We start from the raw sequence: 13,417 nt of genomic DNA on the forward strand, positions 1-13,417 counted from the left end.
GAAACTATTCTGACTCCTGAATTGTGCTGTAATTTTTAATGCTTATCAGTGATGGAAATAAGTTTTTTCTTAAATCCACGCAACATGGTTAACACTGGCTTTGCCCAATTTCCACCCAGCAAATCGTGGAGTAGGACATAAAAACAGGGGATGATAAACAACGTTAGCATTGTTGCGATCGCCATCCCGAAGAAAACTACAATCCCTAAAGGCTGCAAAAACTCAGAACCTTCGCCAATACCTAATGCCAAGGGAAACAGTCCCAAAATGGTAGTGACTGTAGTCATCATAATTGGGCGCAAGCGTTGAGGAGCAGCTTTGATAATGGCGATTTGGCGAGTACAACCAACTTCTTCCCGAATTTGGTTTGCCAGTTCTACCATGAGAATCCCCGCGTTCACCACAATTCCCACCAGCAACACCACACCAACAATTACAGTTGCACCAATGGCAGTTTGGGTAATGTAAAGTCCAAAAATTCCCCCAGCTAACGCCAGTGGTACGGTAAACATAATTACCAATGGGTCAATCAGCGAATTGTATTGCACCGCCATCACTACAAAGATTAAGAACGTCGCCAACGCTCCCAAAGTTTTTAAAGCATCCTGAAGTTGCTGATTGGTTTCTTGAGCAGAACTAGGGACAATTGAGACGCCATCAGGTAAGTCTACGTCCCGAAGTATTTCATTGACTTCTGCTATGGCTTCACCTAGACTAGCTCCCTCGCTGAGATTACCTGCCACAATAAAAGCTTGGCGCTGATTAATCCGTTGCACCTCACCAGGCGCTTGACCTTCTTGAATGTTGGCAACGTCTGAAAGGCGGATTAGTTGATTATTTTCTGTAAATAGCGGTAATTGCTCTAGCTGTGAAGGACGCTCAATAGCTTCTTTATTCAGCTGCACCCGCACATCAACTAAACGATTACCACGTTGAATTTGCGTGGGAACTGAACCTTCAATTGCTGTCTGGACTGTTGCACCAATTTCTTGAGCGCTCAATCCTAAAGCCGAAACCCGTTCCCAGTCTGGGCGAATTTGGATTTCCGGTTGTCGGGGGTCGGCATCTGGTCTGAATGTCGCTAATTTTGCCCTTTCCTGCAATGCCTCCAGCACTTGTGCGCCTGCTTGGGTTAAGCTCTCTTCATTCTCGCCTTGCAAAATCACGTCAATTTCTGAGCCTTGCACTGGAGAATTACTCAAGATTAAACCCCGCACTTGACCAGGATTGAGGCGCAGCAGAATTCCTGCCAAGTTGAGTTTGTTAAATTCCTGAGTTACTTTTTTGACGAAGGCTTCGACATCGGTGCCTGGTTTGAGATTGATGGTGCTGCTGGCACGTAAAGGATTTTCTGTAGTATTGCTGCCAAATAAATTACCACCGACAGTTGTGAAAGCAGACTCCGTTTCTGGTTGTTTGAGCAAAATATCATCGACAATTTGCATAACTTTCTCAGAAGTTGCTAAAGGTGTACCGGGAGGAAACTGCGCTCTCAAGTTAGCTTGTCCGGTACTGATGCGGGGTAAAATTTCTTGGGGAATTTGACCAAACATCAAGAAGCTACTGCCACCTAAAATTAGTAAAGCAGCAGTTACTACTAGGAGCCGATGGCGTAAAACCTTGGTTAAAAAGTTACTGTATCCCCGCGTAGCATCTTCAAATCGATGATTAAACTGTCTAAGCAGCCAAAATTCACTGATGCGACTAGACCAGGAAATTCCCAAAAGTCGAGAAGACAGCATGGGCACTACTGTAATCGCAACGACCAGGGAAGCTGCCACTGCGAAGCTAATTGTCAGAATTAGTTCATTAAATAGCAGTGCAATAAAGCCGCCAATCAAGAGAAATGGTACTACAGAAACTAAGTTGGCGCCTGTGGCAGCAACTAAAGCAGATTCAACTTCTTGGGAAGCATTAATGGCAGTGTCAATAAAGAATTTTGAATTTCTCCTCTGTCCCTCTGCCTCCATTTCTTTCTGATTGGGAGTCATCCCTGCTTTTTCGGAGATGTTCTCTAGGATCACAACCGATGTGTCAATTGCTTGACCGACTCCTAATGTCAGACCTGCCAAACTAAACACATTCAAAGTTAAGCCAAAGATTTTCATCAAAGCGATCGCTGCCAGAGTACACAGCGGAATCGTCAAACTGATAATTAATGTTTGTCTAAACGATCCCAAAAATAATAACACTGCTGCTGCTGCTAGCAATGCCCCAGAAATCCCCGAAAAGATGACATCATTTAAAGAATTGCGGATGAAAACAGATTCATCTGTGGTAGGACTCAAGCTCATGTCTGCTGGAATTAAACCCGATTGCCGTAATTGTTCAATTCGCTGCTTAACAGCATTGACAACGGTAATTGTGTTGGCTTCAGGCTGCTTTTGGACTGAAACTTTCACAGCAGGTTGACGATTGAGGTAAACAAATACTCGCTGTTCTTCTGTGTCGTCAATTACCTCCGCAAAATCTCGCAAGTAGACGCGGCGCGAAGGAGTAGGAGAAGCAGGGGAGGCAGGGGAGGCAGGGGAGGTAGGGGAGGAAACTTCTAAAGAGAGGTTTTCAATTTCACTAGCATTTTGGAAGCGTCCTACAGTCCGAGTCAATGGCTCGGAATTTTGCCCCAGAATCCGACCGCCAGAAGTGTCTTGGTTACGAGCTGTTAATTCATCTAATACATCATTTAAGCCCACACCCAAAGCTTGCAATCGGTTTAAGTCAACAAGCACTCTTACTTCTTCCTCAGCACCACCAGATACATCGATTGAGGCGACTCCCGGCACAACACTGAGTTCACGCGTTAACTCTTCATCAGCAAATACGCGTAAATCTTTACCTGGCAACGAAGCAGATGTCAGTGCCAATTCATAAACCGGCAATTGGGAGGGATCGACTTTAAATAAGCGTGGCTCCTCGATCGTATCTGGTAGTTGTCCTCGACCTCGGTTAAAAGCAGCAGTCGCATCGTTTAGGGCTTGGTCAATATCGCCCCCTGGTTGGAAGTATAAATCGAGGCTCACTTGTCCTTCACGGGTGCGGGAAAAAACTTGCACTACATTCTCGGTTGCCCGTAAAGCTTCTTCTAAAGGTCTGGTGATTTCATCTACTGCTACTTCTGGGGAAATACCGGGGGCTTCTAGCCGAACGCCAATTCGTGGATAGGTAATTGCGGGTAAGAGATCGACTTGGATAGTTGTGAGAAAAAATATCCCAATGACAATTACTGCCACGGTGAGCATGAATGTACCAATGTGTTGGCGGATAGCGATCGTACTCAGACTAAATCCGCTATTGCCATTATTATTTGCTTGTTGCATGATACTAAGTGCTAAGTCCTAAGTGCTGAGTAATGACTAGTAAGTACTTTTTTCATCGGTATGGTGGTTATTGCTCACCCTACTATTGTTTTTCTGAAAGAATTGAGAGACTTACAGCATCACCTTCTTTTAACGGCTTACCACTACGAACAACATAGCGTTCCCCCGGTTGCAAGCCAGACAAAATCTCCACTTTGCCATCAGCTCTTTTCCCTAAGGTGACAGCACGCGCCGCTACTTTTGCTTTGCCTTGTGCATCAGTGACAACAAATAAGGTTCCAGTTTTGTTTTGTGTGTCTGCTCTATTGCTTTTCTGCTGAAGAGCTTGTTTTTGAATAGCTGTTTGCGGCACGACTACCCGTTGCGCTGTTTGGCTTTCAAAATTGACTCGCGCCAATAGTCCGCTGCCAATTTTCCCATCACTGTTGGGAATTACTACTTCTACAGGAATCAAACGAGCTGTAGCATCAGCAGCTGGAGAAATCCGTGTCAATCTACCAATTAATGTTTCACTGGGGAAAGCATCCAAGCGGACTTTTACAGATTGTCCAACCTGAATTTGTGCTAGTTCTAATTCGGAAACTTGGACGACTACTTTCACACGGTTAAAGTCGCCAATTTTTAAAACTTCACTACCTGCTTGCAAAAGATTGCCTGGTTCTGTGACTTTTTCTGTAACTACGCCAGTAATGGGGGATGTGAGCCGAGCATAAGATCTGCGTTCTTTGGCTTCTGCAACCAAAGCCTGTTGGGCTAACACTCTGCCTTGAGCAGCGGCGACGGCTTGCTGTTCTGTACGGACTTGCTCTTGAGCCGCCCGCAATGCCTGGGCAGCTGTTTGTGCCTGGGTACGCGCTTGTTCGGCAGTTTGTTGAGCGATCGCTCCGGCTTGGAATAGTTTCTGTTGCCTTTGCGAGTCTGCCTGAGCTTGCACTACTTCTAGCCTCGCGCGTTCCACGTCTGCACGGGCATTACTTACTTGGGTAGTTGCCCTGACTACTTCTGATTTGAGGGCTGCAAGTTCGGCTTCCGCTTGCTTGAAAGCTGTTAGTAACAGGGCATCATCTAATTGCCCCACAGTCTGGCCTTGGTTAACTGTATCCCCCACATCTAGGTTCAAAGCTAACAATCGTGCTTCAACCTGCGATCGCAGTGACACTATCCGAAAGGGTGTTGTGTTACCTGTATATTCTGGTTGTGTTTGCAGCGCCTCTGTTCGAGCGATCGCCATATCTACAGGTGTTGCACCACCACCCCTTGCCCGTCCACCAGGACTCTGAGATTGTGCCTCAGCTGATTCCTTAGGTAGCGCCCCGCAGCTGGCTGTTAGTAGGCCTATACCAACTAAACAGGGTATCAATAAACTCCTCAAAGAAGTGGAGGCAAAAAAATTTTCCCTTTCCCCACTTTTTGCCAGAAGTTTGTTTTTGACATCTGCGTTGGCACAGCCAGCCGCAGGCATCGCTACCTGAGTTTTCGCAACTGAATGTAACTTGATATTAATTAGCTGGGTATTGTTTACAGAATCTGTCATTTTCACCTGTTTGTGCGGCTTATTTATGTCCAAAATCATCTAGTTTTCTCCTATGGGGGAGCCTTTGGGATTAAACAGCCGTGTTTTCCCAAGTAATTCTGAGAGATATTTTCAATAAAAAACGGCGAGAATGAATAAGCTCTCTAACAAAAAGTTTCTAAATACAGAAACTCTCTGTTTTCCCATAAAAATCCCACAATTCTCACCACGCTACTTCTTATGCAGAGGTAGACAATCTTCTTGCAGCTAATCAATTATAAACTTAGTATAAATAGTTTTCAGTTTTCTGTAATCTACCCATAGGAGAAAACTGGCTTTAACCGAAGATATGAAACTTTTTTCCCATGTTTAAATATGGGTGGTATTAAAAGATTTGTTTGTTTTTAAATCATAACTCTATTCAACTAAAAATACTAATATTTACCGTAGTTTGTCAACTGAATTCAAAAGATAAATATTTATTAGTTGGGCATTGGGCATGGGAAAAGAGGAGGCAGAGGCATCAGGGTATAGAGATATCTACATCGATATTGGTCGAAGTAGTATTTTCAAGTTAGGAGGCAGAAGGCAGAATTTCTTTAATGCAAGAATTTTGCGGAAAGTCTGATCGACGATTTCCGACCATCAGAACTTTCCAAGAGGGAATGCGTGAATTTTGAATTCATTTGTTTCCCTCATCTCCCGACTCCGATACGGTTATTGAGCTAGTTAACATAAATTTTTATAAAAATTTTTCAACCTTTCCCCCAGAAGGTTGACTATTGTGTCATCATGGGGAATGAAATGAGAATTAATTCGGCGACAGTGTTTGTTCTTAGTATTGACAGGCTTTTTCCTTGTGGTATTACAGACTTCTCTCCGAAATCTAAATCTCTGCATACTTTTATGATTTTGGAGATATTTCATGTCAATTTACGTAGGTAACCTCTCTTATGAAGTTACACAAGAAGCTCTGAGTGCTGTTTTTGCAGAATATGGTTCTGTAAAGCGCGTTCAGTTGCCTACAGACCGTGAAACAGGTCGCTTACGCGGCTTTGGTTTTGTGGAAATGAGTTCAGATGCTGAAGAAGCAGCTGCCATTGAAGCTCTTGACGGTGCTGAATGGCTGGGTCGTGACTTGAAAGTTAATAAAGCCAAGCCCAGAGAAGATAGAGGTGGCTCCTTCGGTGGTGGTAACCGTGGCGGTGGTGGCTACAACCGTAACCGTTACTAAATTAATTAGACACCAGTAAATTAATTTACTCTGGAAAAAGCTCAGGCAGCAATGCTTGAGCTTTTTCTATGGAAAACAAAGTCAGACAATTTTCGATGAAAGGATTTTGGATTTCGTATTAGGGCTAAGCCAAGCATTGAACCCGTACACAAAAAATTTTCCAGTCTCTTGCCTATTGCCTGTTCCCTGATATAACTCTTTTACCAAAGATGATATGACAAGTCTATTGCTCAATTAGAAATCTCGTGGCACGTCAAGCAAAAGGGAAAAAATCATTAAATACTAGGCAGGTTCGAGATGCTGAAGCAACTCAAGCTGTGATTTTAGCAGCAGCCCAAGAAGAGTTTGCCAAACATGGTCTAACCGCAGCCAGAACCGAAGCAATTGCCGCGAAAACAGGTGTGGCAAAGTCAATGATTTATTACTACTTTCAGGACAAAGAAGGATTATATCAGGCTGTCTTAGAGCGATCGCACTCAGACCTTTTGCAAACTACTCAACAATTAGATTTAGACGATCTTTCTCCGGAAGTTGCCTTAGAGACATTTCTGGTAGCATTGCTCGATTGTGTATCGCGCAATCCCAATTTACCGTTGATTATGTTTCACGAAGCAGTGCAAAATCAAGGGCAATATTACAAACACAGTAGTTCTTTGAGTATTGACAAAATATTGGTGAAAATTTTAGAGCGAGGAGTCGCCACAGGTATCTTTCGCAAACTCGATCCCTTACAATCAGCGATTAATATTATGGGAACTTGCTTGTTTTACTTTATTGGCATTGGAAATGCTCAGCATTATCCTCAAGACAAGAGACTTTTGAGTGCAGTAATGTTAGAACAGCACTCTCAAGAGGCGATCGCATTAATTTTAGCTGGTGTTCAAAATACTCAATAATTATTAAGCAACTACTTGCCACCAACCAAAAGCAGGGCCGATAAAACGAATGGTTAGCCATGCTGCAACCATGAGACCAATACCTATCCAAGCACCGCGAGTAGTCCAAGCAACAAATAATTCCGCTTGGCTTTTTGTGATGGGAACCCAAGACAAGACGCGACTTTCTTGACCGTATGCTTCCCCTAGTGCGGTTTTCCGACGTTTTGCTTCACCCATAATTAGCAATTGAAATCAACTTTGGCTCTAACTTTATCTTGCCAGGAATTGTGGTTATAGACAATTAATATTGGGCATGGGGATGAGGGAGATGAGGCAATACGGTTCGGATAAGCATTTTTCATCTCTGATGTGGGCTGGGAAAAGGGTAAGGGGAAAAGGGAAAAAGTTTGAAATTAACCTTTTCCCTTTTCCCTTTCCCCTTTAACCGAACCGTATTGGGAGATGAGGGAGTCAGAAAGTGAGGGATAAGAATTAATAACCCATGCCCAATGCCCAATGCCCAATGCCCTTATGCAGAATTTTCCTCATCTGTATTAGAAAACAGACTGGGATCGAGATAGTTAATGCGTGCTAAAGGACTTAAGGCAGCGAGGATTTGGGCGCCGTAGCTGCGGTTAACTACACGACTATCAAGTAAAGCTACAATACCTTGACTTTCTCGCACTGGAGCGATCGCTCGTTGTAATTCATTCAAGGCGGTTGGTAATAAATATAAACGGAACCAATCTTGATGCGATCGCTTATAACGGGCTACCCTACCAGCTACTAGAGGATTTTCCAAAGATGGTAGCGGTAAAGTCGCAATAATTAACAGCTGGGGTGCAGGCAAGACTCGCTGATGTTCTCGCCAAAATTCCCAACCGCTCACCAAAATACCATTTTCATCTAAACAAGTTTTTTCTACCTGTACCCGCGAACCAAATTCTGAGGCCAAAATTGTCCCGACTTGGGACTTGAGTGGGACATCGCCCACCAAAATAACAGTCAATCCTGGTGCTGTAGCACTTAGACAAACCAGCGTGCGGACTTTGTGAATAAACGCCGCTTGAAATTCTGGTGTATTGGGTAGGGGTAATTTATAGGGTACATACAGTTGAATTGCTTCGGCTTGACTTTCAGAAGAAAATTTCAGGCAAGTTACATCTTCCAAACCCAAACGTTCGCGGAAAAGGGGAGCCTCTGTTTCTGGTTCTATAGCACTGCCAATTAAAACTACTGGTTGTCGCTGCCAAATGGGGGAAAGTATTTTCCCTAATTCCATTGGGGCGTAGTGTAAAGAAAATAAACCTTGGCGACGGGCAACAGTCGCCCAGAAGAGGGCAGGGGAAGCAGGGGAGGTAGGAGAGGAAAGATTTTCGTTGAGCAATTGAAATTCTTGCCAGAAATGTTTCCAATTATCTGGGAGATTACTGAGGTCTAAAGTAGAATAAAGACGGTTTAAAATGTCTATTTCTAGTCCAGAGATGAGATAGCACTCATAGGGATTAGCAGGATGCTGAAAAAGTTCGTGTGTCAGTTGTATCCGTGCTTCGCGAATTGCTTCAGCTTGGTTTGGGCAAGCTAACATGAGTCGATCCCAATCATGGGGTTGAATTTCTTGGGTAAGCTGATGACGCACCCAATCTTCGAGATCGTCTACACCATCAATAATTGTAGGAATACCTGGGGGAAAGCGATCGCCATCAGCCAACTGTCCTTTTAACCAAGCTTCTGGGGAGGTCAACAGTAGCCCTTGGAACTGGGCATCAGGCCATGCGTCACCTGTCCTAATCGGTTTGTTGGCTGGTAGCCACTGCTGTAGGCGGGGAATTTCCACCCGCAACAGAAGTTGTTGCACTGCTTCTTGAGCAACAATAATTACAGGGCCATGCCACATCAGGGCTGATGCTACGAAACTGGTACGATATCGTCCTTGATAGCCACAAACAGCCCCCACTTGAATGAGGGCGCTACGTTCAAGGCGCAAGGCGCGTGCTACCAACCGTGCCATCGTCAAATGATGGGGCCAGGAAGGGAACCCCGCCTGCGATCGCAAAAAGTTATGTAGTGACAAATGAACTTCTGCCTCAATCACACGCTTTTAATCCCATAACAAAGTGACTTTTACGAATAAAGCCCCATTTCTATTATGTTGTCCTTTGTCATTTATCATTTGTCATTTGTCTTCTCTTACAAGGTTCAGGCAGTCCGGTGGCGGGGTTCCCCCGCTTAAAGGAACTGCCGTTGAGCCACTGCATTCCACGGTTCTTTGAGCTTGTTCGCCCTGAGCGTTACCGTAGGATAGCAACTGGCGTCTGAATATAAGGAAGCCTTAGCTTTTAACTTTGGGCTTTGTCATTTGTTCTTTGTCTAAAACTAATGACTAATGACTAATGACCAATGACCAATGACTAATGACCAATCACCAATTACCTAATTATGCCAACCTACACAGGAATTTCCAGCGAAGCCTTCAGGCATCCCCTGGATAGCCAAGCTGAGCAAGCTTTACGTAATTTACCGGGATTTGATTTTTTGGCCCGTAAATTTGTGGAATTTTTCGCTGAACGCCCTCAGTTAGTTTATTTAATGGGCAACACCATCCAAGTCGGGCCGCGTCAATATTCCACCATCTACCAGATTTTTCGGGAATGCGTGCGAGATTTGGACATTTATCCAGAACCCGCACTGTTTGTTGAGCAAAATTCCCAAGCTAATAGCTACGCACTTGGACAAGAGCATCCTTACATAGTCATAAATACAGGTACATTAGACTTACTAAACGAAGTCGAAATTAGGGCGGTGCTAGCCCATGAACTGGGGCATATTAAATGTGGTCATACTATTTTAATTCAAATGGCGATATGGGCGAGGAGTGTCGCTTCTAGAGTTGGGGAATTAACCTTTGGCATTGGTGATTTTGTTAGTCAGGGTTTGTTGCTGGCTTTTTACGAATGGCGACGTAAAGCTGAGCTATCGTCAGATCGCGCCGCTTTATTAGTTATAGATGACTTAAATACTGTAATGACTTCGATGATGAAAGTCACAGGCGGTAGTATCAAATATGCCAATGAATGCAGTTTACAAGAATTTATTAAGCAGTCTGAAAATTATCAAGCACTTGATGAAGATGGACTCAACCAAGTGTATAAATTCTTAATGTACACTGGGTTTCAAGGTGGAATGCCAACTCATCCTTTTCCTGTAGAGCGCTTGCACTACTTACAGCAGTGGGCAGTATCAGAAGAATATCAGCAAATTCGCCGAGGAAACTACCAGCGATCGCCCGCCTCAGGAGCTGTAAATGTTCCCGCAGATTCTTCCGAAAATGAAAAAGAAACTTTGCGCCGCCAAATTGAAGAATTACAACGCGAAATTAACAGAATGAAAAGGCCTGATAATAATTCTTAAAAGGGAGCGGGGAGATGGGGAAATAAGGAAAAAATACTAATGCCCAATGCCCCAATCCCCATACCCATATCCGAGTATTAAATTAAGCATTTTTCAATATGGCAATTCTCTTGACAAAACGGCTTTTTGTGTTATCTAATATCCTTGCTTTTATTCTATTTATGCAGGGAATTGCTTTAGCTGCACCCGTTCAACTAAATACTAATTCTAGTATTCTTGTCGCCAAAACTATTAAAGCTACCAGCGATTCTAACTCAATTTCAGAGATTAACCTGACTCCCCAACAACGCCAACAACTCCAGGGTATACGTCAGAGACGAAATAAGGAAATTCAGGCAGTATTAAACTCATCCCAGCGTGCCCAACTTGCTCGCAATCTCCGCGCTGGTAATGATATCAATCAAGCTCTAAAAAAACTCAATTTACAACCAGAACAGCAAGAATTAGTAGACGCAATACAGAAGTTTACTAACTTGAAAATGAAGGCGATTCTATCTCGGTATTTGCTAAAAGTAAATCAAAAATAAAGTTTGATTTCTAGAGTAAAATGTTGGCGATCGCCACACTTATGGAAACAGTTGACTAATCTGAATTTCAATTTCTGGAAATGCGATCGACGATAACGTTGCATCTTCTGGCAAAATAAATTCTAGATTGTAGCCTTCTAAGCCAGGTTCCCGGAAAACATAAACCTGACGCTGATTCACATCTAAAATCCAGTAGTCAGTAATTCCGGCTTTAGCATAAAGAGGCGCTTTTTGTTTGCGATCGCCATCTAATGTTGTATCCGCCACCTCAATGAGTAAAAAGATTTCATTCGGTGCAGGATGATGATTAATATACTTTCGCGCATCAATTCGGACAACAGCAATGTCTGGTTCAGGTTCCGAATATTGGGTTAATTGAATAGGGTCTTGTACGCGAACTAGGGCGACTTCTGCTAGCAGCCGCTTGAGATAATCAGATGCACATAGGGTTGTGGCTGCGTGTGGCGGATTTTTGGCACTCATGGGGATAACTTGCCCTTCTATCAGTTCCACCCGTTCATCGGCTGCGATAATACCCGTCTCAAGCATCCGGTGATATTCATCTATATTCCACAAGCGGACTCTAGTTTGTGTCATTGTATTTGGTTTGGCGATACCTACGGTGGGCTACGCCTACGCACATGAGTTTTAGGCGATTATGTCTCACTGCCAACTTTTGCAGCATCTATAATTAATCTTGCCCTATTTAGTTCGTTAACATGTCGGAAGAAGATCTCCGTGCCGCGAGGCTGGAAAAAGTAGACCAGCTAAAGCAGTTAGGCACTAATCCCTACGCCTATCGTTGGGAATCCACCCATCACGCAGCGCAGTTGCAAGAACAATTTGCCGATTTAGCCAGTGGTGAGGAAGTTGATTTAGAAGTTGCCATAGCAGGACGCATTATGGCGCGTCGGGTTTTCGGTAAATTGGCTTTCTTCACCTTGCAAGATGAAACCGGCACGATTCAGCTTTATTTAGAGAAAAATCGCATCCAAGAAGGCATGGCAGAGATTGATGCCGATGCGTTCAATCACTTGAAACAACTCACAGATGCAGGTGACATCCTGGGAGCTAAAGGTACTATTAAACGGACTGAAAAGGGCGAGTTATCTGTCTACGTCAAACAATACACCATCCTGACTAAATCTCTGTTGCCCCTACCCGACAAGTGGCATGGATTAACGGATGTTGCCAAGCGCTACCGTCAGCGCTACGTTGATTTGATTGTTAACCCCGAAGTGCGGCAAACTTTCCGCCGTCGCGCCCAAATCACTGCCGGTATTCGTCGCTATTTGGAACAGCGGGATTTTCTAGAAATTGAAACGCCAGTTTTACAAAGTGAAGCTGGGGGTGCAGATGCACGCCCATTTATCACTTACCACAACACTTTAGAAATGGAGTTGTATCTGCGAATTGCCACAGAACTCCATCTGAAGCGATTAATTGTGGGTGGATTTGAAAAGGTGTTTGAATTAGGGCGAATTTTCCGCAATGAGGGAATTTCGACTCGACACAATCCCGAATTTACAACAATTGAAATTTACCAAGCCTACGCCGACTACAACGATATGATGGCGCTAACAGAAGGGATTATTACCACTGTTGCCCAAGAGGTACTCGGCACCCTACAAATTAGTTACCAAGGTGAATCCATAGATTTAACACCACCTTGGCGGCGGGTGACGATGAACGATTTAGTTAAAGAGTTTACGGGATTAGATTTCAGTTCTTTCCAAACTTTGGAAGAAGCAAAAACAGCAAGTAAAAATGCTGGATTGGAAGCAATAGATGATGTGCAATCCATTGGCAAACTCTTAAATGAAGCCTTTGAACAAAAGGTAGAAGAAAAGTTAATTCAGCCTACCTTTGTAATTGATTACCCGGTAGAAATTTCGCCGTTAGCAAAACCCCACCGTTCTCAACCTGGTTTGGTGGAAAGATTTGAGTTATTCATAGTAGGGCGAGAAACTGGTAATAGCTTCTCAGAACTTACCGATCCCATTGACCAAAGAGAACGTTTAGAAGCGCAATCTGCTAGAAAAGCCGCTGGTGATTTAGAAGCGCATGGTGTAGACGAAGACTTTTTGGCAGCTTTGGAATATGGTATGCCGCCTACTGGTGGTTTAGGAATTGGGATTGATCGCTTAGTAATGTTACTAACTGATTCTCCCAGCATTCGCGATGTAATTGCCTTCCCCCTACTCAAGCCTGAAGGTAGCCTTATTAAGCAATTTAGCCACGATGAAAAAACTCAAACACTAACTATTGAATTTGATAGCGGAAGTGTTTACGAGTATTTCAAAGTACCTTCTAGTATTAAGGAAAGCTTAGATAATGCACCGTCCAAAGGTCAATATTTTAACAAGTTTATTAAGGGGAAATTCAAGTATGAACAATTGAGTTGAGGCACTAACTAGCATTCAACAGTAGGGTGCGTTGTGGCTTTAGCCTAACGCACCATTTTTATGACTATTTCTTTTTTTACCTAACTCGCACTTACTTTTACTATATAATATTCTTTTTAAAGAATAACACAA

10 protein-coding genes are annotated in these 13,417 nt (G+C 43.6%); 5 read left to right on the forward strand and 5 right to left on the reverse strand.

The features are described from left to right. Positions 1 to 35: 35 nt before the first annotated feature. Positions 36 to 3,317 (reverse strand): efflux RND transporter permease subunit, encoded by a 3,282-nt coding sequence (locus tag H6H03_RS17940; protein WP_190956438.1) that lies wholly within the window; start codon positions 3,315 to 3,317, stop codon positions 36 to 38. Between the two features lie 82 nt (positions 3,318 to 3,399). After that, positions 3,400 to 4,890: an efflux RND transporter periplasmic adaptor subunit gene (locus tag H6H03_RS17945; protein ID WP_242057895.1), complete on the reverse strand. Its 1,491-nt coding sequence runs from the start codon at positions 4,888 to 4,890 to the stop codon at positions 3,400 to 3,402. 865 nt (positions 4,891 to 5,755) lie between these two features. Here H6H03_RS17945 and H6H03_RS17950 point away from each other — a divergent pair. Together H6H03_RS17950 and H6H03_RS41800 are read left to right on the forward strand one after the other, a co-directional pair. Beyond that, positions 5,756 to 6,064, forward strand: a complete 309-nt coding sequence (locus H6H03_RS17950; protein WP_096541447.1) for an RNA recognition motif domain-containing protein — start codon at positions 5,756 to 5,758, stop codon at positions 6,062 to 6,064. 245 nt (positions 6,065 to 6,309) lie between these two features. After that, positions 6,310 to 6,960, forward strand: a complete 651-nt coding sequence (locus H6H03_RS41800) for a TetR/AcrR family transcriptional regulator (RefSeq protein WP_190956441.1) — start codon at positions 6,310 to 6,312, stop codon at positions 6,958 to 6,960. Positions 6,961 to 6,963: 3 nt separating this feature from the next. Here the strand turns inward: H6H03_RS41800 and H6H03_RS17960 are convergent, their stop codons facing one another. Beyond that, positions 6,964 to 7,179 (reverse strand): DUF2839 domain-containing protein, encoded by a 216-nt coding sequence (locus H6H03_RS17960; RefSeq protein WP_190956444.1) that lies wholly within the window; start codon positions 7,177 to 7,179, stop codon positions 6,964 to 6,966. Positions 7,180 to 7,471: 292 nt separating this feature from the next. Beyond that, a complete protein-coding gene (locus H6H03_RS17965; RefSeq protein ID WP_190956447.1) occupies positions 7,472 to 9,037 on the reverse strand; it encodes a helicase C-terminal domain-containing protein in 1,566 nt (521 codons plus the stop codon). Positions 9,038 to 9,381: 344 nt separating this feature from the next. Between H6H03_RS17965 and H6H03_RS17970 the strand changes: the two genes are divergently transcribed. Both H6H03_RS17970 and H6H03_RS17975 read left to right on the forward strand, forming a co-directional pair. Further along, entirely contained in the window at positions 9,382 to 10,353 is a 972-nt protein-coding gene (locus tag H6H03_RS17970; RefSeq protein WP_190956449.1) for a M48 family metallopeptidase, read from the forward strand. A gap of 98 nt (positions 10,354 to 10,451) precedes the next feature. Next, complete coding sequence (locus H6H03_RS17975; protein WP_190956452.1) at positions 10,452 to 10,880, forward strand: hypothetical protein; 429 nt, start codon at positions 10,452 to 10,454, stop codon at positions 10,878 to 10,880. 39 nt (positions 10,881 to 10,919) lie between these two features. On the opposite strand, the gene H6H03_RS17980 is transcribed toward H6H03_RS17975, so the two are convergent. Continuing rightward, positions 10,920 to 11,477 carry a Uma2 family endonuclease gene (locus H6H03_RS17980; RefSeq protein WP_190956454.1) on the reverse strand — a complete coding sequence of 186 codons (558 nt, stop codon included), beginning with the start codon at positions 11,475 to 11,477 and terminating at the stop codon, positions 10,920 to 10,922. A gap of 122 nt (positions 11,478 to 11,599) precedes the next feature. Here H6H03_RS17980 and lysS point away from each other — a divergent pair, with 122 nt between their 5' ends. Further along, positions 11,600 to 13,285, forward strand: coding sequence for a lysine--tRNA ligase (gene lysS / locus H6H03_RS17985; RefSeq protein ID WP_190956456.1), 1,686 nt, complete (start codon positions 11,600 to 11,602; stop codon positions 13,283 to 13,285). Positions 13,286 to 13,417 lie beyond the last annotated feature (132 nt).

The sequence above is a fragment of the Nostoc paludosum FACHB-159 genome (genome assembly GCF_014698835.1).
GTDB lineage: Bacteria > Cyanobacteriota > Cyanobacteriia > Cyanobacteriales > Nostocaceae > Nostoc > Nostoc paludosum.